At 72.4% G+C, this 23,832-nt stretch carries 21 protein-coding genes and 1 other RNA gene; 18 read left to right on the forward strand and 4 right to left on the reverse strand.

The features are described 5' to 3' along the window. Positions 1–106 precede the first annotated feature (106 nt). The 3 genes from ACFYNX_RS05390 (at position 107) to ACFYNX_RS05400 (ending at position 3,865) form a co-directional block, all read left to right on the forward strand. Positions 107–1,348: a serine/threonine-protein kinase gene (locus ACFYNX_RS05390; protein WP_365538875.1), complete on the forward strand. Its 1,242-nt coding sequence runs from the start codon at positions 107–109 to the stop codon at positions 1,346–1,348. An 85-nt stretch (positions 1,349–1,433) separates the two neighbouring features. Further along, positions 1,434–2,537 (forward strand): peptide chain release factor 2, encoded by a 1,104-nt coding sequence (prfB, locus tag ACFYNX_RS05395; RefSeq protein WP_125659075.1) that lies wholly within the window; start codon positions 1,434–1,436, stop codon positions 2,535–2,537. Positions 2,538–2,920: 383 nt separating this feature from the next. Further along, positions 2,921–3,865 (forward strand): hypothetical protein, encoded by a 945-nt coding sequence (locus tag ACFYNX_RS05400; protein WP_388657944.1) that lies wholly within the window; start codon positions 2,921–2,923, stop codon positions 3,863–3,865. Between the two features lie 86 nt (positions 3,866–3,951). Here ACFYNX_RS05400 and ACFYNX_RS05405 read toward each other — a convergent pair whose 3' ends face one another. Next, the gene (locus ACFYNX_RS05405) at positions 3,952–4,134 is read right to left on the reverse strand and encodes a hypothetical protein (RefSeq protein ID WP_030209918.1); all 183 of its coding nucleotides are present in this window, start codon (positions 4,132–4,134) and stop codon (positions 3,952–3,954) included. A 234-nt stretch (positions 4,135–4,368) separates the two neighbouring features. On the opposite strand from ACFYNX_RS05405, the gene ftsE reads away from it, so the two are divergent. The 5 genes from ftsE to ssrA all read left to right on the forward strand — a co-directional run bounded on the left by ftsE (position 4,369) and on the right by ssrA (position 8,324). Next, positions 4,369–5,058 carry a cell division ATP-binding protein FtsE gene (ftsE, locus tag ACFYNX_RS05410; RefSeq protein WP_030209919.1) on the forward strand — a complete coding sequence of 230 codons (690 nt, stop codon included), beginning with the start codon at positions 4,369–4,371 and terminating at the stop codon, positions 5,056–5,058. A gap of 29 nt (positions 5,059–5,087) precedes the next feature. After that, positions 5,088–6,005: a permease-like cell division protein FtsX gene (ftsX, locus tag ACFYNX_RS05415; protein ID WP_365538869.1), complete on the forward strand. Its 918-nt coding sequence runs from the start codon at positions 5,088–5,090 to the stop codon at positions 6,003–6,005. A 78-nt stretch (positions 6,006–6,083) separates the two neighbouring features. Continuing rightward, the gene (locus ACFYNX_RS05420) at positions 6,084–7,271 is read left to right on the forward strand and encodes a S41 family peptidase (protein WP_388657949.1); all 1,188 of its coding nucleotides are present in this window, start codon (positions 6,084–6,086) and stop codon (positions 7,269–7,271) included. Positions 7,272–7,289: 18 nt separating this feature from the next. Continuing rightward, positions 7,290–7,829, forward strand: coding sequence for an SsrA-binding protein SmpB (gene smpB, locus ACFYNX_RS05425; protein WP_388657951.1), 540 nt, complete (start codon positions 7,290–7,292; stop codon positions 7,827–7,829). Between the two features lie 102 nt (positions 7,830–7,931). Continuing rightward, positions 7,932–8,324: a transfer-messenger RNA gene (gene ssrA / locus ACFYNX_RS05430) on the forward strand. A 106-nt stretch (positions 8,325–8,430) separates the two neighbouring features. Here the strand turns inward: ssrA and ACFYNX_RS05435 are convergent. Together ACFYNX_RS05435 and ACFYNX_RS05440 are read right to left on the reverse strand one after the other, a co-directional pair. Continuing rightward, positions 8,431–8,706, reverse strand: a complete 276-nt coding sequence (locus tag ACFYNX_RS05435; RefSeq protein ID WP_388657954.1) for a type II toxin-antitoxin system Phd/YefM family antitoxin — start codon at positions 8,704–8,706, stop codon at positions 8,431–8,433. 47 nt (positions 8,707–8,753) lie between these two features. Next, the gene (locus tag ACFYNX_RS05440) at positions 8,754–10,247 is read right to left on the reverse strand and encodes an MFS transporter (RefSeq protein WP_388657957.1); all 1,494 of its coding nucleotides are present in this window, start codon (positions 10,245–10,247) and stop codon (positions 8,754–8,756) included. 65 nt (positions 10,248–10,312) lie between these two features. On the opposite strand from ACFYNX_RS05440, the gene ACFYNX_RS05445 reads away from it, so the two are divergent. The 7 genes from ACFYNX_RS05445 (at position 10,313) to ACFYNX_RS05475 (ending at position 19,482) form a co-directional block, all read left to right on the forward strand. Then, a complete protein-coding gene (locus tag ACFYNX_RS05445) occupies positions 10,313–11,353 on the forward strand; it encodes a LysR family transcriptional regulator (RefSeq protein WP_388657960.1) in 1,041 nt (346 codons plus the stop codon). A 119-nt stretch (positions 11,354–11,472) separates the two neighbouring features. Then, the gene (locus tag ACFYNX_RS05450) at positions 11,473–12,828 is read left to right on the forward strand and encodes a nitrate/nitrite transporter (RefSeq protein ID WP_388657962.1); all 1,356 of its coding nucleotides are present in this window, start codon (positions 11,473–11,475) and stop codon (positions 12,826–12,828) included. Positions 12,829–12,912: 84 nt separating this feature from the next. Then, positions 12,913–14,049, forward strand: a complete 1,137-nt coding sequence (locus ACFYNX_RS05455; protein ID WP_388657965.1) for a uroporphyrinogen-III synthase — start codon at positions 12,913–12,915, stop codon at positions 14,047–14,049. A 32-nt stretch (positions 14,050–14,081) separates the two neighbouring features. Then, entirely contained in the window at positions 14,082–14,642 is a 561-nt protein-coding gene (locus ACFYNX_RS05460; protein ID WP_388657968.1) for a GNAT family N-acetyltransferase, read from the forward strand. Between the two features lie 63 nt (positions 14,643–14,705). After that, positions 14,706–17,045, forward strand: a complete 2,340-nt coding sequence (locus ACFYNX_RS05465) for a HelD family protein (protein WP_388657971.1) — start codon at positions 14,706–14,708, stop codon at positions 17,043–17,045. A 380-nt stretch (positions 17,046–17,425) separates the two neighbouring features. Continuing rightward, a complete protein-coding gene (locus ACFYNX_RS05470; protein WP_365538847.1) occupies positions 17,426–18,856 on the forward strand; it encodes an NAD-dependent malic enzyme in 1,431 nt (476 codons plus the stop codon). 344 nt (positions 18,857–19,200) lie between these two features. Next, positions 19,201–19,482, forward strand: a complete 282-nt coding sequence (locus ACFYNX_RS05475) for an HU family DNA-binding protein (protein WP_017237029.1) — start codon at positions 19,201–19,203, stop codon at positions 19,480–19,482. Between the two features lie 180 nt (positions 19,483–19,662). Here ACFYNX_RS05475 and murA read toward each other — a convergent pair whose 3' ends face one another. Then, positions 19,663–21,009 carry a UDP-N-acetylglucosamine 1-carboxyvinyltransferase gene (gene murA / locus ACFYNX_RS05480; protein WP_125659101.1) on the reverse strand — a complete coding sequence of 449 codons (1,347 nt, stop codon included), beginning with the start codon at positions 21,007–21,009 and terminating at the stop codon, positions 19,663–19,665. Between the two features lie 277 nt (positions 21,010–21,286). Here murA and ACFYNX_RS05485 point away from each other — a divergent pair, with 277 nt between their 5' ends. The 3 genes from ACFYNX_RS05485 (at position 21,287) to ACFYNX_RS05495 (ending at position 23,827) form a co-directional block, all read left to right on the forward strand. After that, the gene (locus tag ACFYNX_RS05485) at positions 21,287–21,847 is read left to right on the forward strand and encodes a YqgE/AlgH family protein (protein ID WP_388657974.1); all 561 of its coding nucleotides are present in this window, start codon (positions 21,287–21,289) and stop codon (positions 21,845–21,847) included. Positions 21,848–21,898: 51 nt separating this feature from the next. After that, positions 21,899–22,183, forward strand: a complete 285-nt coding sequence (locus ACFYNX_RS05490; RefSeq protein ID WP_388657977.1) for a DUF3039 domain-containing protein — start codon at positions 21,899–21,901, stop codon at positions 22,181–22,183. A gap of 300 nt (positions 22,184–22,483) precedes the next feature. Continuing rightward, the gene (locus ACFYNX_RS05495) at positions 22,484–23,827 is read left to right on the forward strand and encodes an extracellular solute-binding protein (RefSeq protein ID WP_365538842.1); all 1,344 of its coding nucleotides are present in this window, start codon (positions 22,484–22,486) and stop codon (positions 23,825–23,827) included. The last annotated feature ends 5 nt before the right edge of the window (positions 23,828–23,832 follow it).

Genomic DNA, 23,832 nt, shown 5'->3' on the forward strand with positions numbered 1-23,832 from the left:
ACTGGTGATTTGTCGACTTCCGAGGGTCGTTTTCCCCTCGGAAGTGACGACCGGCGCCCGCGGACGCGTACGTTTGGCGTGAACCGCAGCCGCTGAGGGAGCAGTCTTGGCACGGAACATCGGCAGCCGCTACACCGCCCACCAGATCCTCGGGCGGGGCAGCGCCGGAACGGTGTGGCTCGGCGAGGGCCCCGAGGGGCCCGTCGCCGTCAAACTGCTGCGCGAGGACCTGGCGTCCGACCAGGAGCTCGTCGGCCGCTTCGTCGGGGAGCGGACCGCCCTGCTCGGACTCGACCACCCGCGCGTGGTCAAGGTCCGCGACCTCGTCGTCGACGGCAACGACCTCGCCCTCGTCATGGACCTCGTGCGCGGCACCGACCTGCGCACCCGCCTCGACCGCGAGCGCCGACTGGCCCCCGAGGCCGCCGTCGCGATCGTCGCCGACGTCGCCGACGCCCTGGCCGCCGCGCACGCCGCCGGGGTCGTCCACCGGGACGTCAAGCCCGAGAACATCCTGCTCGACATGGAGGGCCCGCTCGGTCCCGGCGGCGCCCACCCCGCCCTCCTCACCGACTTCGGCGTCGCCAAGCTCATCGACACCCCCGGCCGCACCAAGGCCACCCGGATCATCGGCACCCCCGACTACCTCGCCCCCGAGATCGTCGAGGGCCTCCCGCCCCGCGCCGCCGTCGACATCTACGCCCTCGCGACCGTCCTGTACGAGCTGCTCGCCGGCTTCACCCCGTTCGGCGGCGGCCACCCCGGCGCGGTCCTGCGCCGCCACGTCACCGAGACCGTCGTCCCGCTCCCCGGCATCCCCGAGGAGCTGTGGCAGCTCCTGGTGCAGTGCCTCGCCAAGGCCCCGGCCTCCCGGCTGCGCGCCTCCGAGCTCGCCGCCCGCCTCAAGGACGTCCTGCCGCTCCTCAAGGGCATCCCGCCCCTGGACGTGGACGAGCCCGACGCGGAGCCGGCCCCGGAGCCGTACGAGGAGGACGGGTACGCCACCGCGGCGGGCGCCGCCGAGCCCGGCCCCCGCCGGGCCGCCGTCCCGCTGGTCCCCGGCGCCTCCGCCGACTCCCACCGCGACACCCACACCTCCATGCGGGTCCCGGCCCCCGACGAGCTCTCCGGCGGCCCCCTGGGCACCGCCCGGGCCCCCCGCCCCGCGGGCGCCCGGCGCCCCGGCTCGGCCCGCCACAAGGCGGGCGCGATCCGCAAGCGCCGGATCACCCTCGCCGTCGCGGCGGTCGTCCTCGCGGGCGCGCTGGGCGCCGGCGGCTACTACGCGGCGTCCGGCGACGGGGAGGCCCCGCCGCAGGACACCAAGCAGTCCTCCCCCGTCCCGTAGGGCCTCCCGGGCCCGGGGAGACCGGCCGGACGCCCCCCGGCGGTCACGGGTTCGGCTCCCCGCCCGGAGCCGTTACGCTGGACGCGTGGCAGTCGTCGACGTATCCGAAGAGCTGAAGTCCCTCTCCTCGACCATGGGGTCGATCGAGGCCGTCCTGGACCTCGAGAAGCTGAGGGCCGACATCGCCGTGCTCGAAGAGCAGGCCGCGGCCCCGTCCCTGTGGGACGACCCGGAGGCGGCGCAGAAGATCACGAGCAAGCTTTCGCACCTCCAGGCCGAGGTCCGCAAGGCCGAGACCCTGCGCGGGCGGATCGACGACCTCGGGGTGCTCTTCGAGCTCGCCGAGGAGATGGACGACCCGGACACCCTCGCCGAGGCCGAGGCGGAGCTCGTCTCCGTCCGCAAGGCCCTCGACGAGATGGAGGTCCGCACCCTCCTCTCCGGCGAGTACGACGAGCGCGAGGCCCTGGTCAACATCCGGGCCGAGGCCGGCGGCGTCGACGCCTCCGACTTCGCCGAGCGGCTCCAGCGCATGTACCTGCGCTGGGCGGAGCGCCACGGCTACTCGACCGAGATCTACGAGACCTCGTACGCGGAGGAGGCCGGCATCAAGTCGACCACCTTCGTGGTGAAGGCCCCGTACGCCTACGGCACGCTCTCCGTCGAGCAGGGCACCCACCGCCTCGTGCGCATCTCGCCCTTCGACAACCAGGGGCGCCGCCAGACCTCCTTCGCCGGCGTCGAGGTCCTGCCGGTCGTCGAGTCCTCCGACCACGTCGAGATCGACGAGTCGGACCTGCGCGTCGACGTCTACCGCGCGTCGGGCCCCGGCGGCCAGGGCGTCAACACGACCGACTCGGCCGTGCGCATCACGCACATCCCGACCGGCATCGTGGTCTCCTGCCAGAACGAGCGCTCCCAGATCCAGAACAAGGCGAGCGCGATGAACGTCCTCCAGGCCAAGCTCCTGGAGCGCCAGCGCCAGGAGGAGCGCGCCAAGATGGACGCGCTCAAGGACAGCGGCAGCTCCTGGGGCAACCAGATGCGCTCGTACGTCCTCCACCCGTACCAGATGGTCAAGGACCTCCGTACGGAGTTCGAGGTCGGCAACCCGCAGTCCGTCCTGGACGGCGAGATCGACGGCTTCCTGGAGGCGGGCATCCGCTGGCGCAAGCAGCAGGACAAGTAGTCCCGCGCCCCCTCCTTCCGGGCCCCGCACCGACACGGTGCGGGGCCCGGTCCCGTTCCGTCGCGTTCCCTGCTTATTCGCTGACGCAAGCGCAAGACGGGCCGTCAGGACGCTTTGTCGACAAGGGAACTGGCGTGTCGGGGCCCGTGGTTCAGGGTTTACGTCACAGTTGCATCGTCGCATGTCGGTCAGCCGGTGATCTTTCGGGCATCGCACGCGCAACGACCTTGACGCCTCTTCGGAAACTCGGAAGGGTGACGTACTGGCATGCGCATTGCCGGGGCGCGTGTGAACGGGGGCCGGTCCAGTCGTGACGCCGCCCCTGCCGCGCAGGCCCCGAGCGCTGCCCCATGACGAGATGAGCTACTGGGGGTAGCAGCCAGATGACCAACAAGACGCGGGTCCGCCTGGTGCGGGTCGCGGCCAGTGCCGTGATCATCGCCGGTGCGTCCCTGACGGCGGCCGGCGCCGCACAGGCCGTCAACAACGATGACGAGATCGTCAGCCTGACGGTCAACGGCCCGAACGATCCGTGCGAGGAAGTGGGCGGCATCTGCAACCCCGACACGAGCGGTGGTACTGCGTCGGGCGAGACCAGCACGTCGGGTGAGACGAGCACGTCCGGTGAGACCAGCACGTCGGGCGAGACCAGCACGTCCGGTGAGACGAGCACGTCGGGTGAGACGAGCACGTCCGGTGAGACGAGCACGTCGGGTGAGACGAGCACGTCGGGTGAGACGAGCACGTCCGGTGAGACGAGCACGTCGGGCGAGACCAGCACGTCCGGTGAGACGAGCACGTCGGGCGAGACCAGCACGTCCGGTGAGACGAGCACCTCGGGCGAGACCAGCACGTCCGGTGAGACGAGCACCTCGGGCGAGACCAGCACCTCGGGCGAGACCAGCACCTCGGGCGAGACGAGCACGTCCGGCACCACTGGCACGACCGGCACCACTGGCACGACCGGCAGCACTGGTACGTCCGGCACCACCGGCACCACCGGTGGTTCCTCCGACAACGGTGGCTCCGGCAACGGCGGCTCCACCTCCACCAACGGTGGCTCCGGCAACGGTGGTTCCTCCGGCGGTGGTGACGCCGGTACCTGCACCGTCGACCTCGACGGTGCCGAGTGCGTCGACACCAACAAGCCCGACACCAACAACGCCGGCTCGCAGCCCGTGCAGCAGGGTGAGGCCAAGGAGGAGCTCGCCGAGACCGGCGCGACCGAGACCTCGTTCCTCGTCATCGGCGCCGCGACCATGATCGCCGGTGGCATCGGCTTCCGCATGCTGCCGCGCCTCGTCGCCGGCGGCCGTACCGCCGCCTGACGGCTCCGTACGTGACGAAGGGCCGGGGAGACCTCTCCCCGGCCCTTCGGTCGTGCTCCGGCTCGTGCGGGCCGTCCGGGCGGCTCCTAGGCCGTGCGGACCGCCGCGAGCAGCGCGATCGCCGCCAGAAGGGCGATCGCCAGCGTCAGCAGCATGGCGGGGGAAAGACCCTGCGGGGTCAGTCGCTCCCGGTTCGCGCGGCAGACGGGGCAGCGGCCCTCGGCGACCGGGGCCGCGCAGTTGGCGCACACCAGTCGGTCGTAGGTCATGCGCTCTCCTCCTCCCGCACTGGGGGTACCCACCAGGGCAACGACCGGAGGGGTCCGGACGTTCCCCTACCACTGTGCCAGCTCCGCGCGGTTTCGGCGCGCCCCGCCGGCCCGTCGTGCTCCGCCCGGAAGGGCGAAAAGGATATACCGCACAAGCCAGGACCGCGACTGCGAGGGCCGTCCCCGGTCGCGTAAGGTCACGCACACCTACTCCCGGCCGACCGTGGTGCATCCGTGATCCGATTCGACAACGTCTCCAAGTCCTATCCGAAGCAGAACCGCCCCGCGCTCCGGGACGTGTCCCTGGAGGTCGAGAAGGGGGAGTTCGTCTTCCTCGTCGGTTCCTCCGGCTCCGGAAAGTCGACCTTCCTGCGGCTGCTCCTGCGTGAGGAGCGCGCCAGCCAAGGCCAGGTGCACGTCCTCGGCAAGGACCTGGCCCGGCTGTCCAACTGGAAGGTGCCGCACATGCGGCGCCAGCTCGGGACCGTCTTCCAGGACTTCCGCCTGCTGCCCAACAAGACCGTGGCCCAGAACGTGGCCTTCGCCCAGGAGGTCATCGGCAAGCCGCGCGGCGAGATCCGCAAGGCCGTGCCCCAGGTGCTCGACCTGGTCGGCCTCGGCGGCAAGGAGGACCGGATGCCGGGCGAGCTCTCCGGCGGTGAGCAGCAGCGCGTCGCCATCGCCCGCGCCTTCGTGAACCGCCCGATGCTGCTGATCGCCGACGAGCCCACCGGCAACCTCGACCCGCAGACCTCCGTCGGCATCATGAAGCTGCTCGACCGCATCAACAGGACGGGAACCACCGTCGTCATGGCGACCCACGACCAGAACATCGTCGACCAGATGCGCAAGCGCGTCATCGAGCTGGAAAAGGGCCGCCTCGTCCGCGACCAGGCGCGCGGCGTCTACGGATACCAGCACTGAGCCTGTAGCGAGTAGGAGAAAGCAGACCCATGCGCGCTCAGTTCGTGCTCTCCGAGATCGGCGTCGGTCTCCGGCGCAATCTCACGATGACCTTCGCCGTCATCGTCTCCGTGGCCCTCTCGCTCGCCCTCTTCGGCGGCGCGCTGCTCATGCGCGAGCAGGTCAGCACGATGAAGGACTACTGGTACGACAAGGTCAACGTCTCCATCTACCTCTGCAACAAGGCCGACGCGGCCACGGCCGGGAAGTGCCCCAAGGGCGCGGTCACCGGCCAGCAGAAGGAGCAGATCGAGGCCGACCTGAAGGACATGGCCATCGTCGAGTCCGTCCACTACGAGACGTCCGACGAGGCCTACAAGCACTACAAGGAGCAGTACGGCGAGACCGCCCTCGCCTCCGTGGTGACGCCGGACCAGATGCCCTCGTCGTTCCGGGTCAAGCTCAAGGACCCGGAGAAGTACAAGGTGGTCGCCACGGCCTTCGCGGGCCGGGACGGCGTCGAGTCGGTCCAGGACCAGCGGAACATCCTGCAGAACCTCTTCGACCTGATGAACGGCATGAACATCGCCGCGCTCTGCGTCATGGGCCTGATGCTGGTCATCGCGCTGATGCTGATCGTCAACACCGTGCGCGTCTCGGCCTTCAGCCGCCGCCGCGAGACGGGGATCATGCGGCTCGTCGGCGCGTCCAGCTTCTACATCCAGATGCCGTTCATCATGGAGGCCGCCTTCGCCGGTCTCCTCGGCGGCGGCGTCGCCTGCGTGCTGCTGCTCGTCGGCCGGTACTTCCTGATCGACCACGGCATCGCGCTCGCCGACAAGGTCCAGTTGATCCAGTTCATCGGCTGGGACGCGGTCCTCGCCAAACTGCCGCTCGTGATCGCCATCGGGCTCCTGATGCCCGCCGTGGCGGCTCTCATCGCGCTGCGCAAGTACCTGAAGGTGTGAGAAGACACCCCTGCCGGTGGATGGCGTCGTACGGCCAAAGCCCGTGCGGCGCCATCGTCTTGTCCTAGAGTGGGCGACATGCCGGACGGCACCGACCTCCTCTGTAGCCGGCCCCGCGGAGTGCTCCGTGGGGCCGTTCTGACGTTGGTCTTCACCGGCGTCCTCGCCACCGCCGCCGCCACGGGCTCGCTGCCCCGGCAGGAACCGGCGGTCAAGCGGGCCGGGGCGCACCCGGGCGCGGGGCAGGGCCCCCAGGGCCGCGCCCCCGTCGACAGCGCCGCGCTCCGCCGCGCCGCCGCCGCGGCCATGGCCGACGGGAAGTCGGGCAAGCAGGCCGCCGAGGAGTTCGTCAGCCGCAGCGGCGACCGCTGGGGCGCGGTGTACGACAAGCGGGAGTACGCGGAGTTCGAGCAGGCCCTCGACGGGGCCTACACGGGCGTCGGGCTCTCCGCGGGCCGGTCCGGCGGCGACCGGGTCCGGGTGACCCGGGTCCAGGCCAGCGGCCCCGCCGCCCGGGCCGGGCTCCGCGCCGGCGACCGGCTCCTCTCCGTCGACGGGCGCCCGGTCGACGGGCTCTCCGTCTCCGAGGTCGTCGCCCTGCTGCGCGGCGACGGGGTGTCGGGCTCGTCCGTCGCCCTGCGGGTCGAGCGCGGGCGCGCCGTCTGGACGCAGACCCTGCGCCGGGCCCGGCTCGCGACGGACCCGGTGACCGTCCGCCGCCTCGACGACGGGGCCGTACTGATCCGGGTCGAGGCCTTCACCAAGGGCGCCGGCACGCGCGTGCGGGACGCGGTGCGGAAGGCCCCGGCCGGCGCCGGCGTCCTCCTGGACCTGCGGGGCAACGCGGGCGGCCTGGTCGCGGAGGCCGCCACCGCCGCCTCCGCCTTCCTGGACGGCGGGCTCGTCGCCACGTACGACGTGGAGGGCGAGGAGCGGGCCGTGTACGCGGAGGGCGGCGGCGACACCGACCGGCCCCTGGTGGCGCTGGTCGACGGGGGCACCATGAGCGCGGCCGAGCTGCTCACCGGCGCGCTCCAGGACCGGGGGAGGGCCGTCACGGTCGGCTCCCGGACCTTCGGCAAGGGCTCGGTGCAGATGCCGAGCACCCTGCCCGACGGCTCGGTCGCCGAGCTGACCGTCGGCCACTACCGCACTCCCGCCGGGCACGCCGTGGACGGGCGCGGGATCACCCCGGACCTGACGGCGGAGGAGCGGGCCGAGGAGCGGGCGAGGACGGTATTGAGTGGCCTCGGAGGGGGCTCGTAGTGCGAAAATGACCGCACTATGGCAAAGGGACTCGTGAACGTGCAGGGCAAGCCTGCCAAGAAGAACCAGGACAAGGCGCCGGAGCGCAAGCTGATCGCGCAGAACAAGAAGGCGCGGCACGACTACCTCATCATCGACACCTACGAGTGCGGTGTGGTGCTCATGGGCACCGAGGTGAAGTCGCTGCGGATGGGGCGGGCCTCGCTGGTCGACGGCTTCGTCCAGATCGACGGGGGCGAGGCGTGGCTGCACAACGTCCACGTCCCCGAGTACATGCAGGGGAGCTGGACCAATCACTCGGCCAAGCGGAAGCGGAAGCTGCTGCTGCACCGGGAGCAGATCGACAAGCTGGAGTCGAAGGCGCAGGAGACGGGTCACACGATCGTGCCCCTCGCGCTGTACTTCCTGAACGGCCGGGTCAAGGTCGAGATCGCCCTCGCCAAGGGCAAGAAGGAGTACGACAAGCGCCAGACCCTGCGCGAGAAGCAGGACACGCGGGAGACCAGCCGCGCCGTCGCGGCGGCCAAGCGGCGCCAGCGCGCGGGGCAGTCCCTCTAGCCGGGGGAGCGCCTCCTGGGAATACGCTGGCGACGGCCGCCGTTGGTCACGTACGATGGGGCACGCACCCCACGGCGGGTGCGACCTTTGAAAAATCAACATGGGGATGATCGGTTTCGACAGCGGATACCGATGCAGAGGAAGCGTGTCGAGGAAGCGGCAATGATCTCGTAAACCATATGTCGCAACCAATAATCGCCAACACCAAGAGCGATAACTCCCGCTTCGCCCTCGCTGCCTGATTTCAGGTAACGAACAGAAGCCTCTGTGAGGAGCGTCAGCCCGGGGATGGTCCCGACCCGGATCCTGGCGTCATCTAGGGATCTAAACCTCTAGCCCCGGTCACGGGGGTTGGAGGGAAATCAAACAGTGACTGAGCCCGTCGGAGACTTGTCCGCGTGATCTCCGGGGCTGAGAAACTCGTAGCGGACTGCACACGGAGAAGCTCTGTTTCCGTACCGTTGGACGCGGGTTCGATTCCCGCCATCTCCACTCATCCCATGTGGGCGAAGGCCCGGCGGTCACCGCGACCGCCGGGCCTTCGTCATGTCTCAGTAGTGGTACCCGGCCTGGACGACCTTCACTTCCTTGGCGACGCTCCTCACTCCTCGCCTCCGGCCATCTCCCTCGGGTCGTCGGTGGTCGAGGCGACCGCCGCCCGCCCCTCCCGGTCCCGGGCCACGGCTTCCATGAGGCGCCCGGCGTTCTTGGGAGAGCGCAGCAGGTGGACCGTCTCCTGCCACGAGTCGTAGTCGGCGGCGGACATCAGGACGGCGTCACCGTTCCTGGAGGTGATCCGCACCGGCTCGTGGTCGTCATTGACGCGTTCGATGAGCGGGAAGAGCGTGGCCCGTGCCTCGCCGGCGCTTATGGACATGACGCGGTTCCCTTCCGTCGACCCGGTGACGAGGAAAGCTACAGCCCTCACTTGTACCGGATAGTGGTACCAGTCTCTCTCCGGCGGCTGTCGGTGCGGAAGGCCGCGCACAGGGCCAGCGCCGTGGCCGCCGCCGTGAGCGGGATCAGGAAGCCGGAGGACGGGAACGGGGCGTGGTCGGCCGCCCAGCCGCCGGAGGCCGAGCCGGTGGCGATGCCCGCGAGGAGGGCGGTCACGGCCAGGGTCATGCCCTCGTTGAGCCGGTCCGGGGGCGTGAGGCGCTGGACCAGGCCCATGCCCGTCACCATCGTCGGGGCCGTCGCCATGCCCGCGACCAGCAGGCCGGCGGCCAGGGCGGGCAGCGAGCCGGTCGAGGCGGCGAGCAGCGGCAGCGCCATCAGGACCGCCATCGCGGCCAGGCAGGTGCGCAGCCGCGCGGCGCGGCGGGCGCGGCCGTAGAGCAGGCCCGCGGCGCAGGAGCCCGCCGCCTGGAGGGCGAGGACCGGTCCGGCGACGGGTCCGTCCACGTACGCGAGCGTCACCACCTCCAGGGACCCGAAGACCGCCCCGGTGGCGAGGAACACCGCGAGCAGCGGGACCATGCCGGGCGCGCGCAGCGGGGAGCCCGCCGGGGTGCGCGGGGCGACCGGCGGCTCGGTGGCGCGCTGGGCCGCGAAGAGGAGCGTCCCGCCGAGGAAGAGGACGGCGGCGACGAGCGTGCCCGCCTGCGGGAAGAGCGCCGAGCAGAGTACGGCGGCGAGCACCGGGCCCAGCATGAAGCAGAGTTCGTCGGCGGCCTGCTCGAAGGAGTTCGCGGTGTGCAGCGCGTCCGGGTCGTCCCGCAGGAGGTGCGCCCAGCGGGCCCGGGACATGCCGCCCGTGTTCGGCGAGGTGGCGGTGGCCGCGACCGTCGCGAACAGCGCCCACGCCGGGGCCCGCTCGTACACGCACAGCGCCAGGACCAGATGGCCCAGGAAGGCGTACGCGGCGGCCGGGACCGCGACCCGGGCCTGCCCGCACCGGTCGACGAGCCGGGCGATCAGGGGCGCGGTGACGGAGCCGACGGCGAGCCCGGTGGCGGTGACCGCGCCGGCCAGGGCGTAGGAGCCGTACACCGACGCGATCATGATCACGGCACTGACGCCGAGCATGCCCGCGGGCAGCCGCGCGACCAGCCCCCAGGCGGCGAAGGCGCGGGCGCCGGGGCGCGCGAAGAGGCGGCGGTAGGGGGAGCGGGGGCGGGCGGCCGGGCGGCCGGGGGTGCCGGTGGGGTGGCCGGGGCCGCCGGCCTTGCGGGTGGGGGTGTCGGTTGTACGGGCGGGAGCGTCGTTCGTACGGGCGGGGTCGTCAGCCTTGCGGGCGGGGGTGTCGAGCGTGCGGGTGGGGCCGTCGGTCGTGCGGGCGGGGTCGTGCGGGCGGCGGACGCTCTTGCTGGTGGCGGGGACGTACGGGCGGGAGGCGGCGGTCGTGCGGGTGGAGTCGGCGTAGCGCGGTGCGAGCGTCGGGCCCGCGGGGGTCGGGGTGAGGTCCGGTTGCGGCATGGATCAAGGTTCGGGCGCGCGGTCCCGCCCGGTCCAACACCTGATCGGTGGCCATTCACGCACCCGTGTTGTTGAATGCGGCGGTGGCCTCCCCGTACGACACCGACCCCCGCCTCCTGCGCGCCTTCGCCGCCGTCGCCGAGGAGCTGCACTTCACCCGCGCCGCCGCCCGCCTCTACGTCGCCCAGCAGGCCCTCAGCCGGGACGTCCGGCGCCTGGAGCGCGAGCTGGGCGCCGAGCTGTTCGTCCGGACCACCCGGCAGGTCTCCCTCACCCCCGACGGCGAGCGGCTCCTGCCGTACGCGCGCCGGGTGCTCGCCGCCCACGACGAGCTGCGCGAGGCCTTCCGCGCCGCGCCCCGGCCCCTCCTCGTCGACCTCAACAGCCCCGACCTCGCCCACGAGCGCGTCCTGCGCCGGGCCCGCGAACTCGCCCCCGACCTGGAACTGATGGCCCGCTACGAGAGCGGCCTCACCGGCGCCGCGCGGACCGTCGTCGCCGGCGGCCTCGACGTCTCCTTCGGCCGGTACGGAGGCCTCGCGGCCGACCTCAGGGCGGGGCTCGACGCGCAGTTCGTGCGCTACGAGCCGATGGCCGTGATCCTGCCCGGGGACCATCCGCTCGCCGGCCTCCCCGAGGTCCCGCTCGCCGCGCTCGCCGGGGAACGGATCTACGCCGGGGCCGGGAACGAGCGCACCCCCGAGTGGACCGACCTCGCCGTCCGGCTCTTCGCCGGGCGCGGCATCGAGGTCGCCCCGCCCGCCCCGCTCGCGGTCGGCAAGGAGGAGTTCCGCCGGATCATGGCCAAGCACCGCCACCCGGTCCTCGCCGTCGTCGAGTTCCCGCCCATGCCCGACTGCGTCCTGCGCCCGCTCGTCGACCCCGTCCCCCTGTCGCCCGTGAGCCTGGTGTGGCGCAAGGGGCTGCGCCACCCCGGCCTGGACGCCCTGCGGACCGCCGCCGCCGAGATCGGCGCCCGGGAGGGCTGGCTCGTCCGCCCGCCGGACTCCTGGCTGCCGGAGGACGAGCCGGGACTGCCCGGGACCGGTCTTCCCGCGCCGGGACGGCCCGGCACCCCGCTCACAGCGGCCCCGTCCCCCGGGTGAGAGCAAGGTTCCGCCGCCGTCACCTTCCGGCACCGCCCTGAAACGCGGCCTCCCTAGCGTCGTCGGCAGGAGGACCGGGGCCGTGGGCGCCCCAGGACCCGACCCCGCGGAGGTGCGACATGGGCGGCCGGTGGATCGAACGGTGGGAACCGGAGGACGAGGTCTTCTGGCGCGAGGAGGGGGAGCGGACCGCCCGGCGGAACCTGCTCTTCTCCGTCCTCTCCGAGCACGTCGGCTTCTCGATCTGGAGCCTGTGGTCGGTCATGGTCCTCTTCATGGGGCCGCAGTACGGCGTCGACCCCGCCGGCAAGTTCTTCCTGATCGGCACCGCCACCTTCGTCGGCGGGCTGATCCGGATCCCGTACACCTTCGCCGTCGCCCGCTTCGGCGGCCGGAACTGGACCGTCTTCAGCGCCCTGCTGCTCCTGCTGCCGACCGGCCTCGCCTTCGCGGTCATGGAGCCCGGGACGTCGTACACCACCTTCGTCCTGGTCGCGGCCCTCACCGGCGTCGGCGGCGGCAACTTCGCCTCCTCCATGACCAACATCAACGCCTTCTTCCCGCTGCGGAAGAAGGGCTGGGCGCTCGGGCTCAACGCGGGCGGCGGCAACATCGGCGTCCCCGTCGTGCAGCTCGTCGGCCTCCTCGTCATCGGTACCGCCGGCGCGGTGCACCCGAGGATCGTGCTCGGCGTCTACCTGCCCCTGATCGTGGTCGCCGCCGTGTGCGCCGCACTCTTCATGGACAACCTCGCCCCCGTCAGGAACGACACCGGGGCCGCGAAGGAGGCCGTGCGGGCCCGGCACACCTGGATCGTGGCCTTCCTCTACGTCGGCACCTTCGGCTCCTTCATCGGCTACAGCTTCGCCTTCGGCCTGGTGCTCCAGACCCAGTTCGGCCGCACCCCGCTCCAAGCCGCCTCGCTCACCTTCGTCGGACCCCTGCTCGGCTCGCTCGTCCGGCCCGTCGGCGGCTCCCTCGCCGACCGGCACGGCGGGGCCCGCATCACCCTGTGGACCTTCGCCGCGATGGCCGCCGCGACCTCCGTGGTGATCTACGCCTCCGTGATCGAGTCGCTCGCCGTCTTCCTCGCCGGCTTCATCGGCCTCTTCGTCCTCAGCGGCCTCGGCAACGGCTCCACGTACAAGATGATCCCGGCGATCTTCCTCGCCCAGGGGCACCGCGAGGGGCTCGCGGGCGAGGAGGCCGAGGCGTACGGACGGCGCCTCTCCGGCGCCGCCATGGGCATCGTCGGGGCGGTCGGCGCGCTCGGCGGGCTCGGCATCAACCTCGCCTTCCGCCAGTCCTTCCAGGCCTCCGGCACCGGCACCGCCGCCTTCGTCGCCTTCCTCGTCTTCTACGCGGCCTGCATGGGCGTCACCCGCGCGGTATACCTTCGGCGGCCGGCGGCCGTGCCCGAGACCGCCGAGGACGTCACGGAGCCGGAGCCCCGGCCCGGTTACGCGAAGGTGTGATCCCCGGTGCCCGGCACGGACCGTAACGACCAGGAAATACGGGCGAACCGCGTCCGTCACGCGTCCCCGTCAGGCTCTGCGTCCATGGACGAGCAAGAACACGGCCCCCTCGCCGGCTTCACCGTCGGCGTCACCGCGGCGCGGCGCGCGGACGAACTCATCGCCCTGCTGCGCCGGCGCGGCGCCGCCGTCGTCCACGGCCCCGCCCTGCGGATCGTGCCGCTCGCCGACGACACCGAACTCCTCGCCGCCACCAAGGAACTCATCGGCCACGCCCCGGACGTCGTCGTCGCCACCACGGCGATCGGCTTCCGGGGCTGGGTCGAGGCCGCCGACGGCTGGGGGTGCGGCGAGGAGCTCCTGGCCGTCCTGCGGGACGTCGAACTCCTCGCCCGGGGACCGAAGGTCAAGGGGGCCGTCCGGGCCGCCGGGCTCACCGAGACCTGGTCGCCGTCCTCGGAGTCCATGGCCGAGGTCCTCGACCGGCTCCTCGCCGAAGGGGTGACGGGCCGCCGGATCGCGCTCCAACTGCACGGGGAGCCGCTGCCCGGCTTCGTGGAGGCGCTCACGGAGGGCGGGGCCGAGGTCGTCGGCGTCCCCGTCTACCGCTGGATGCCGCCGGAGGACCTCGGCCCGCTCGACCGGCTCCTGGACGCGGTCCTCGCCCGGAGCCTGGACGCGGTGACCTTCACCAGCGCCCCGGCCGCCGCCTCGCTGCTCTCCCGGGCGGGGGAGCGGGGGGTACGGGCGGAGCTCGTCGCGGCGCTGCGGCACGACGTGCTCGCGGTGTGCGTGGGGCCCGTGACCGCGCTGCCGCTCCAGGCGGAGGGCGTCGACACGTACCAGCCGGAGCGGTTCCGGCTCGGGCCGCTCGTCCAGGTCCTCCGCACCGAGCTGCCCGCCCGCGCCCGGGTCCTGCCGGTGGCCGGGCACCGCGTGGAGGTGCGCGGCCACGCCGTCCTGGTCGACGGCGCCCTGCGCCCCGTCCCGCCCGCCGGCATGGCCCTCCTCGGCCTCCTCGCCCGCCGCCCCGGCTGGGTGGTCTCCCGCGCCGACCTGCTGCGCGCCCTGCCGGGCGCGGGCCGCGACGAACACGCGGTGGAGACGGCGATGGCCCGCCTCCGCACGGCCCTCGGCACCCCGAAGCTGATCCAGACGGTGGTCAAGCGGGGCTACCGGCTGGCCCTGGACCCGGCGGCGGACGACAAGTACGACGGGTAGGAACGGGCGGGGCGGCCCGCTACCGTACGCGCATGATCGCCGAAGGCCTCCGCATCCGCCCCGCCGCGCCCGACGACGCACCCGCCCTCACCCGGGCGGTGGCGCGGAACCGCACGTACATGAAGCCGTGGGAGCCGTACCGGGCCGAGCGGTACTACACCGTCGAGGGACAGGCCGAGCGGCTCGCGGACGGCGGGGTGCGGTGGTTCGCCGTCGACGGAGACGGAGACGGAGACGGGAGCGGGCACGGGGACGGGTGCGGGTACGAGATCGTGGGCGTCGCCACGCTCTCCGGGATCGCCCTCGGACCCCTCCGCAGCGCCTCCCTCGGCTACTGGATCGACCAGGACCACGCCGGACGCGGCCTGGCCACCGCCCTCGTCGCCGAGGCCTGCCGCGCCGCCCGGGAGGAACTCGGGCTGCACCGGATCGAGGCCGGGACCCTCCTCGACAACCACGCCTCCCAACGGGTCCTCGCCAAGAGCGGGTTCACCCGCATCGGCACCGCGCCCCGCTTCCTCCACATCGACGGCGCGTGGCGCGACCACCACCTCTTCCAGCGGGTCCTGCACGACGACCCCCCGCCCGCCTGACACGGCGGCTCCCGGTGGCGTACGCTCGACGGCTGCCCAGTGCACGTGAGAAGGGGGCCTTAGGTGGCCGCGCAGGAAGCCGTGGACACGGTCAGGGACCGTGAGATCGGTGTCGAGCAGGAACATCTTGACCAGGTCTACCGCCGGCTGGAGGAGAAGATCCACGAGGCGGAGTTCCTGATGAACGACGCCGCCCAGCGCGGACAGGTCGGCACGCCCGGCGCGCTCGCCGAGCGCGACGCCCAGGTCTTCCGGGCCGGCATCCACCTCAACCGGCTCAACAACGAGTTCGAGGACTTCCTCTTCGGCAGGATCGACCTGCTGTACGGCAAGGACGGGAAGAAGGGGCCCGACGGCGCCTACACCTCCGTCGAGCCCGCCGAGGACGCCGTGCGCGCGGACAACACCGCCGACATCGGCGAGACCCTCCACATCGGCCGCATCGGCGTCCTCGACTCCGACTACGCGCCGCTCGTCATCGACTGGCGCGCGCCCGCCGCCGCGCCCTTCTACCGCTCCACGCCGGTCGACCCCGGCCGGGTCGTGCGCCGCCGGGTCATCCGCTCCAAGGGCCGGCAGGTCCTCGGCGTCGAGGACGACCTGATGCGCCCCGAGCTGCGGGCCACGCTCGACGGGCGCGAGCTGCCCGTCATCGGCGACGGCGCCCTGATGGCCGCCCTCGGCCAGGCCCGCAGCCACACCATGCGGGACATCGTCTCCTCCATCCAGGCCGAGCAGGACCTCGTCATCCGGGCGCCCGCCGCCTCCGTGACGTACGTGGAGGGCGGCCCCGGCACCGGCAAGACGGCCGTGGCCCTGCACCGGGCCGCGTACCTGCTCTACCAGGACCGGCGGCGGTACGCGGGCGGCATCCTCATCGTCTCCCCGACCCCGCTCCTCGTCTCGTACACCGAGGGCGTCCTGCCCTCCCTCGGCGAGGAGGGCCAGGTCGCGATCCGCGCGGTCGGCTCGCTGGTCGACGGCGCCGAGGCCACCGCGTACGACGCCCCGGCCGTCGCCCGGATCAAGGGCTCCTCCCGGATGCTCGCCGTGCTGCGCAAGGCGGCCCGGGGCGCCCTGGAGACCCCCGCGCCCCGGGCGCAGCCCGAGCTGGGGGAGGACGCCGACCGGGCGCCCGCCGGCACCCCGACCCGCCTGCGGGTCGTCGCCTTCGGGCGCCGCCTGGAGCTGGAGGCCGACGAGCTGCGGCGCATCCGCCACAACGTCCTCGGCGGCACCGCCCCCGTCAACCTGCTGCGCCCGCGCGCCCGCCGGCTGCTGCTCGACGCGCTGTACGCCAAGTCCGGCGCGGTCGGCCGGCACAGCGACCCCGAGCTGGCCGCCGAGCTGCGCTCCTCCTTCGACGAGGACGTCTCCACCGAGGACTCCTTCCTCGGCTTCCTCGACGCCTGGTGGCCCGAGCTCACCCCCCGGCAGGTCCTCGACGCGATGGCCGACGAGCGGCGCCTGGGCCGCTGGGCCCGCCGGATCCTCAACCCGGGCGAGGTGCGCAGGCTGGCCCGCTCGCTGCGCCGCCCGGAGCTCTCCGTCCACGACGTGGCCCTCCTCGACGAGCTGAACACCCTGCTCGGCGCCCCGGCCCGGCCCCGCAGGAAGCGGGAGTACGACCCGCTGGACCAGCTCACGGGCCTGGAGGAGCTGATGCCGACGCGGGAGGAGACCCAGCGCGAGCGGGCCGAGCGGCTCGCGGCGGAGCGCACCGAGTACGCGCACGTGATCGTCGACGAGGCCCAGGACCTCACGCCCATGCAGTGGCGGATGGTCGGGCGGCGCGGCCGGCACGCCACCTGGACGGTGGTCGGGGACCCGGCGCAGTCCTCCTGGTCGGACCCGGACGAGGCGGCCGGGGCCCGGGACGAGGCGCTCGGCTCCCGGCCGCGCCGCCGCTTCGAGCTGACCGTGAACTACCGCAACCCGGCCGAGATCGCCGAGCTGGCCGCCAAGGTCCTCGCCCTCGCCATGCCGGGCAAGGAGTCGCCCCGCGCGGTCCGCTCGACCGGCGTCGAGCCCCGGTTCGTCGCGGTCCCGGAGGGGGCCCGGGAGGCGGATCTGGCCGAAACCGTACGTTTCGAGGCGCGAAGGCTCCTCGAACAGGTGGAGGGCACGGTCGGCGTCGTCGTCGCCATGCGGCGGCGCGAGGAGGCCGCCCGCTGGCTCGCGGAGCTCGGCGACCGGGTGGTGGCGCTCGGCTCCCTGGAGGCCAAGGGCCTGGAGTACGACGCCACGGTGGTCGTCTCGCCCGCGGAGATCGCGGACGAGTCCCCGGCCGGCCTGCGGGTGCTCTACGTGGCCCTCACCCGGGCGACGCAGCAGCTCACGGTGGTCGCGGGGGCCGGCGACCTGCCGGACGGGGAGGGCGTGCCGGACCTGCTGCGGGACTGACGCCCCGCAGCCGTTTTCAGGTCAACCTGTGGCGCTGGAATCACCGGCGGGAGTGGTTTGTTAGCCTGGGTGTGGCACCGGCTCGATCCAAGCCCCCGGGCCCAACCTTCGTCCCCCAGAGGGACCACTTGCCGCGAGGCGAGCATGGCGGGTCGGTGCCACCTAGTGCGTAGCTACGAAGTCGAGGTCCTCGTCACCCCTGGTGGCGGGGACCTCTTCTGTTTCCCGGATCTCTCTCGTATGGTGGAAACTACTTTCCGAAAACAAAATGACCGCATTACCTGCTACTCGCCGGTAGGTGCGACCATCGGAGGGCGCCGCCGGGCAACCAGCCGGGGCGGCGTAGCAACGAAGCTCAGGGAAAGCAGAGGATCTCGGCCATGGCAACGGCGCCCAGCGTCTCGTACTCGATGACGGTCCGGCTGGAGGTTCCCGCGAGCGGGACCGCGGTCTCACAGCTCACCACGGCGGTGGAGTCGTCCGGCGGATCCGTCACCGGCCTCGACGTGACCGCCTCCGGCCACGAGAAGCTCCGCATCGACGTCACCATCGCCGCGACCTCCACGGCCCACGCCGACCTGATCGTGGAGCAGTTGCGCGGCATCGAGGGCGTCGTCCTCGGCAAGGTCTCCGACCGCACCTTCCTGATGCACCTCGGCGGCAAGATCGAGATGGCGTCCAAGCACCCCATCCGCAACCGCGACGACCTCTCCATGATCTACACCCCCGGCGTCGCCCGGGTCTGCATGGCGATCGCCGAGAACCCCGAGGACGCCCGCCGCCTCACCATCAAGCGCAACTCCGTCGCGGTCGTCACCGACGGCTCCGCCGTCCTCGGCCTCGGCAACATCGGCCCCAAGGCCGCCCTGCCCGTCATGGAGGGCAAGGCCGCCCTCTTCAAGCGCTTCGCCGGCATCGACGCCTGGCCGCTCTGCCTGGACACCCAGGACACTGACGAGATCGTCGCGATCGTCAAGGCCATCGCCCCCGGCTTCGCGGGCATCAACCTGGAGGACATCTCCGCGCCGCGCTGCTTCGAGATCGAGGCCCGGCTGCGCGAGGCCCTCGACATCCCCGTCTTCCACGACGACCAGCACGGCACCGCCATCGTCGTCCTCGCCGCCCTCACCAACGCCCTGCGCGTGGTCGGCAAGGGCATCGGCGACGTGCGGGTCGTCATGTCCGGCGCCGGCGCGGCCGGCACGGCCATCCTGAAGCTGCTCCTGGCCGCGGGCGTCAAGCACGCCGTCGTCGCCGACATCAAGGGCGTCGTCCACGCGGGCCGCGAGGACCTCGTCGAGGCCCCGGCCGACTCGCCGCTGCGCTGGATCGCGGACAACACCAACCCGGAGGGCGTCACCGGCACCCTCAAGGAGGCCGTGGCCGGCGCGGACGTCTTCATCGGCGTCTCCGCCCCGAACCTGCTCGACGCGCAGGACGTCGCCGCCATGGCCGAGGGCGCCATCGTCTTCGCGCTCGCGAACCCCGACCCGGAGGTCGACCCGGCCGAGGCGCGCCGGACGGCCGCCGTCGTCGCCACCGGCCGCTCCGACTTCCCCAACCAGATCAACAACGTCCTGGTCTTCCCCGGCGTCTTCCGCGGCCTGCTCGACGCCCAGTCGCGCACCGTCAACACGGACATGATGCTGGCGGCCGCCGCGGCCCTCGCCGACGTGGTCACCGAGGACGAGCTGAACCCGAACTACATCATCCCGTCGGTCTTCAACGACAAGGTCGCCGGCGCGGTCGCCGGCGCGGTCCGCACCGCGGCGAGGGCGGCCGGCGGCGGCGCGGCCCCGGCCGCGCTCTGACCAGGGGCGTCGGGGGCGGGTACCGCGCTGACGGCGCGTCGCGATTCGCGGTGGCGTAAACCCGCCTTTAGGGTTGCTTTTCGACTCCGCGTGGTTCGCGGGGAGTCGACAGAACGTCACCACCGCGGGGTTCCGGCGGTTTTCGCCCGACCCGCGGGGGTGCCGGATTGGCGTTCCCGCCGCTGGTGGGGGCAGGATGCGTGTTTGGGCGCGAGGGTCTGTCCATGTGACCCGGGTCCGGGGACTGTCCGAGGGCCCTGGCAGCATCGGCTTCGCTGTACCCAATCGCGCGGCTTCCGCCGCGTGGCACGCCTCACAGGCAAGAAGAACACGGGAGTAACAACATGAACCGCAGTGAGCTGGTGGCCGCCCTGGCCGACCGCGCCGAGGTGACCCGCAAGGACGCCGACGCCGTGCTGGCCGCTCTCGCCGAGACCGTCGGCGAGGTCGTCGCCAAGGGCGACGAGAAGGTCACCATCCCCGGCTTCCTGACCTTCGAGCGCACCCACCGTGCCGCTCGCACCGCTCGTAACCCCCAGACCGGCGACCCGATCAACATCCCGGCCGGCTACAGCGTGAAGGTCTCCGCGGGCTCGAAGCTCAAGGAAGCCGCCAAGGGCAAGTAAGCGGCCTGTAGGCGAGAAAGGGCGGCCACCCCGGTCCACGGGGTGGCCGCCCTTCCGTTCGCCCGTCAGAACGCGGCGTACGGCCCCGGCCGGAGCGCCGGGACGCGTCGCACGGGCCCCGGAAGGCCGAAACGGCCCCACGCGTGTGCGTGGGGCCGTCCTGGGGCCGTGCGGGTGTCGCTAGACCAGCGCGCTGCCCGGCAGCTCGACCTTGGCGCCGAGCTCGATCAGCTTCTCCATGAAGTTCTCGTAGCCGCGGTTGATCAGCTCGATGCCGTGGACCCGCGAGGTGCCCTCGGCCGCGAGCGCCGCGATCAGGTACGAGAAGCCGCCGCGCAGGTCGGGGATGACCAGGTCGGCGCCCTGGAGGCGGGTCGGGCCGGACACGACCGCCGAGTGCAGGAAGTTGCGCTGGCCGAAGCGGCAGTCCGAGCCGCCCAGGCACTCGCGGTAGAGCTGGATGTGCGCGCCCATCTGGTTCAGGGCGGAGGTGAAGCCGAGCCGCGACTCGTACACCGTCTCGTGGACGATGGAGAGGCCGGAGGCCTGCGTCAGGGCCACGACCAGCGGCTGCTGCCAGTCGGTCTGGAAGCCCGGGTGCACGTCCGTCTCCAGGGCGATCGCGTTGAGCGAGCCGCCCGGGTGCCAGAAGCGGATGCCGTCGTCGTCGATCTCGAAGGCGCCGCCGACCTTCCGGTACGTGTTGAGGAAGGTCATCATCGAGCGCTGCTGGGCGCCGCGCACGTAGATGTTGCCCCCGGTGGCCAGCGCCGCCGACGCCCAGGAGGCCGCCTCCAGGCGGTCCGGGAGCGCCCGGTGGGTGTAGCCGTCGAGCTTGTCGACACCGGTGATCCGGATGGTCCGGTCGGTGTCCATGGAGATGATCGCGCCCATCTTCTGCAGGACGCAGATCAGGTCCTCGATCTCGGGCTCCACGGCCGCGTTCGACAGCTCGGTGACGCCCTCCGCGAGCACCGCCGTGAGCAGCACCTGCTCGGTCGAGCCGACCGAGGGGTACGGCAGCCGGATCTTGCAGCCGCGAAGGCGCTGCGGGGCCTCCAGGTACTGCCCGTCCGCCCGCTTCTCGATGGTGGCGCCGAACTGGCGCAGCACGTCGAAGTGGAAGTCGATGGGCCGGCCGCCGATGTCGCAGCCGCCCAGGCCCGGGATGAAGGCGTGGCCGAGGCGGTGGAGCAGCGGGCCGCAGAAGAGGATCGGGATGCGGGACGAGCCGGCGTGGGCGTCGATGTCGGCGACGTTCGCGGACTCGACGTGGGTCGGATCGAGGACGAGCTCGCCGGGCTCGTCGCCCGGGCGGACCGTCACTCCGTGCAACTGGAGCAGTCCGCGGACCACGCGGACGTCACGGATGTCGGGCACGTTGCGCAGGCGGCTGGGGCCGCTGCCGAGCAGGGCGGCGACCATCGCCTTGGGCACGAGGTTCTTCGCGCCGCGGACGCGGATCTCGCCCTCCAGCGGGGTGCCGCCGTGGACAAGCAGTACGTCATGGCTGTCTGTGCCGGTCATGAATCTCGCGTTCCGGAAGTGGGTCCGACGGGTGGCCAGTGAAAAGAGTAAGGGCCCATGGAACCTCCTTCGGATGCCCGAGGGGACCCGTCAGACGTAATGAATTCGGCACAACACACTCCGTTGGCGTGATCTTGCGGAGCGTCACCGTCCGGTTGCCCCGGCGGGCCCTCCGCGCCACCCGGGCCCGTCCCCTCTGAACTGCGGCGGTCCCCGACTTCCCGGCTTCGCGCCCGACGGGCCACGCGAACGCCGAAGATGCGGGATCATGTCTCGCATGACCGAGGTGTCCTCGCTCACAGGACGGCTGCTCGTGGCCACCCCCGCCCTCGCGGACCCGAATTTCGACCGCTCGGTGGTGCTGCTGCTCGACCACGACGACGAGGGCTCGCTCGGCGTGGTCCTCAACCGGCCGACGCCGGTCACCGTCGGTGACGTCCTCGCCCCCTGGGCGGACCTCGCCGGGGAGCCCGGCGTGGTCTTCCAGGGCGGCCCCGTCTCCCTCGACGCGGCCCTCGGCGTCGCCGTGATCCCCGGCGACGAGGGACCGCTCGGCTGGCGGCGGGTGCACGGGGCGATCGGCGTGGTCGACCTGGAGGCCCCGCCCGAGCTGCTCGGACCGGCGCTCGGCTCGCTGCGGATCTTCGCCGGGTACGCGGGCTGGGGCCCCGGCCAACTGGAGACGGAGCTGGGCGACGGGGCCTGGTACGTGGTCGAGTCGGAGCCCGGGGACGTCTCCTCGCCGACCCCCGAGACGCTCTGGCGGCAGGTGCTGCGGCGCCAGCGCGGCGAGCTCGCGATGGTCGCGACGTACCCGGACGACCCGTCCCTCAACTGAGCGCGACCCGTCCCGCAACCGAGGGCCCGGCTTTCAGTACCCTTGGCGGTTATGAGCACTCTCGAGCCCGAGCGCGGGGCAGGTACGGGGACCCTCGTCGAGCCGACGCCGCAGGTGTCCCACGGTGACGGCGACCACGAGCGCTACGCCCACTACGTCCAGAAGGACAAGATCATGGCGAGCGCCCTGGACGGCACGCCCGTCGTGGCGCTGTGCGGAAAGGTCTGGGTGCCGGGGCGCGACCCCAAGAAGTACCCGGTCTGTCCGATGTGCAAGGAGATCTACGACTCCATGGGCGCCGGCGGCGACAAGGACAAGGGCGGCAAGGACGAGTAAGTCAGGTCCCGGCGTCGGGCGAGCCTGTGACGGCCCCCGTCGTGCGTGCTTCGGCACGCGCGGCGGGGGCCGTTCCGTTTCCCGGCGCGCTCCGGGGCGTGCGCGAGGCCGGCCGTTCCGTTTCTCCCGCTCCTCCGGGAGCGTCCCCGTTGCGCAGGGTGCTTTCGCCGGTCACGGAGTGGTTGAGGTGGTCGAGACCTCTTGTCGGCCCGCCCGGAGTCCGCCTAGCCTCACGCGTGTTGTGCAGCGCGAAACGCTCATTGCACATGCTGCAACGCACGCACCTGGAGGGGATCCGCCATGAAACTTCCCGCTCTCCCCCGAGCTCTCGGCTTCGCCCGAGCAGGGGGGACCCCCATCACCGCCACGGCCGCCGCGCTCCTGCTGGCCGGCCTCACCGCCACCGCCTGCGCGCCCCAGACCTCGGACGGGAAGGCCACGACGGACGAGAAGAGCGGCACCCTGCGCGTCTGGCTCTTCCAGGAGGTGAGCAACAAGCCCAAGGAGCAGGCCGTCGAGCAGGCCGTCACCGCCTTCGAGCAGCGCCACCAGGGCGCGGAGGTCGAGGTCGAGTACATCCCCGTCGAGACCCGCGCCCAGCGCGTCAAGGCCGCCTTCAACGACCCGGAGTCGGCCCCCGACCTCATCGAGTACGGCAACACCGACACCGCCGGATACGTCAAGGACGGCGGCCTCGCCGACATCAGCGCCGAGTTCGCGGCCTGGGACGAGGCCCGGGACACCGACCCCACCGCCCGGCAGTCCGTCACCGTCGGCGGCAAGGTCTACGGCGCCCCCTTCTTCGTCGGCATCCGCGCCCTCTACTACCGCACCGACGTGTTCGAGGAGCTGGGCCTGACGGCCCCCAGGACCCAGGCCGAACTGGTCCGGACGGCCAAGAAGATCCGCAAGGCCAGGCCCGAGCTCTACGGCCTCGCCGTCGGCGGCGCCTACACCTACGGCGCCATGCCCTTCGTCTGGGCCGCCGGCGGCGAACTCGCCACCGCGCACGGCGACTCCTACAAGGCCGCCATCAACAGCCCGGACGCCCTCAAGGGCATCACCACGTACACCTCGCTCTTCGGCGACGACAACTGTCCGGCCGCCAAGTGCGCCCAGATGGGCGGCAACGCCACCGTCACCGCCTTCGCCTCCGGCAAGGCCGGCATGGCCATCGGAGGCGACTTCAGCCACGCGGCCGTCGAGGCGGGCACCGTGAAGGGCAAGTACGCCGTCGTGCCGCTGCCCGGCACCACCCCCGGCTCGATCGCCCCCGCCTTCGCCGGCGGCAACAACATCGGCGTCCTCAAGAGCACCTCGCACCGCACCCTCGCCGTCGACCTCCTCAAGTCCCTCACCGGCAAGGAGACCCAGGGCCGCCTCTTCGACGCGATGGGCTTCCTGCCCACGTACACCGACGCGCGCGCCGCCGCCGCCCGGCGGCAGCCCTTCGTGAAGCCCTTCACCGACACCCTCGCCGCCGGAACGAAGTTCGTCCCCGCGTCCCCCGGCTGGGGCCAGGTCGACGCCTCCCTCGTCCTGCCCACGATGTTCCAGGAGATCGTCAGCGGCCGTAAGGACGCCAAGGCGGCGGCGGACGACGCCGCGAAGAAGATGGACGCGGCCTTCGCGCCGGCGGGCTGATCCGC

The sequence above is a fragment of the Streptomyces sp. NPDC007872 genome, from assembly GCF_042868165.1.
Lineage (GTDB): Bacteria > Actinomycetota > Actinomycetes > Streptomycetales > Streptomycetaceae > Streptomyces.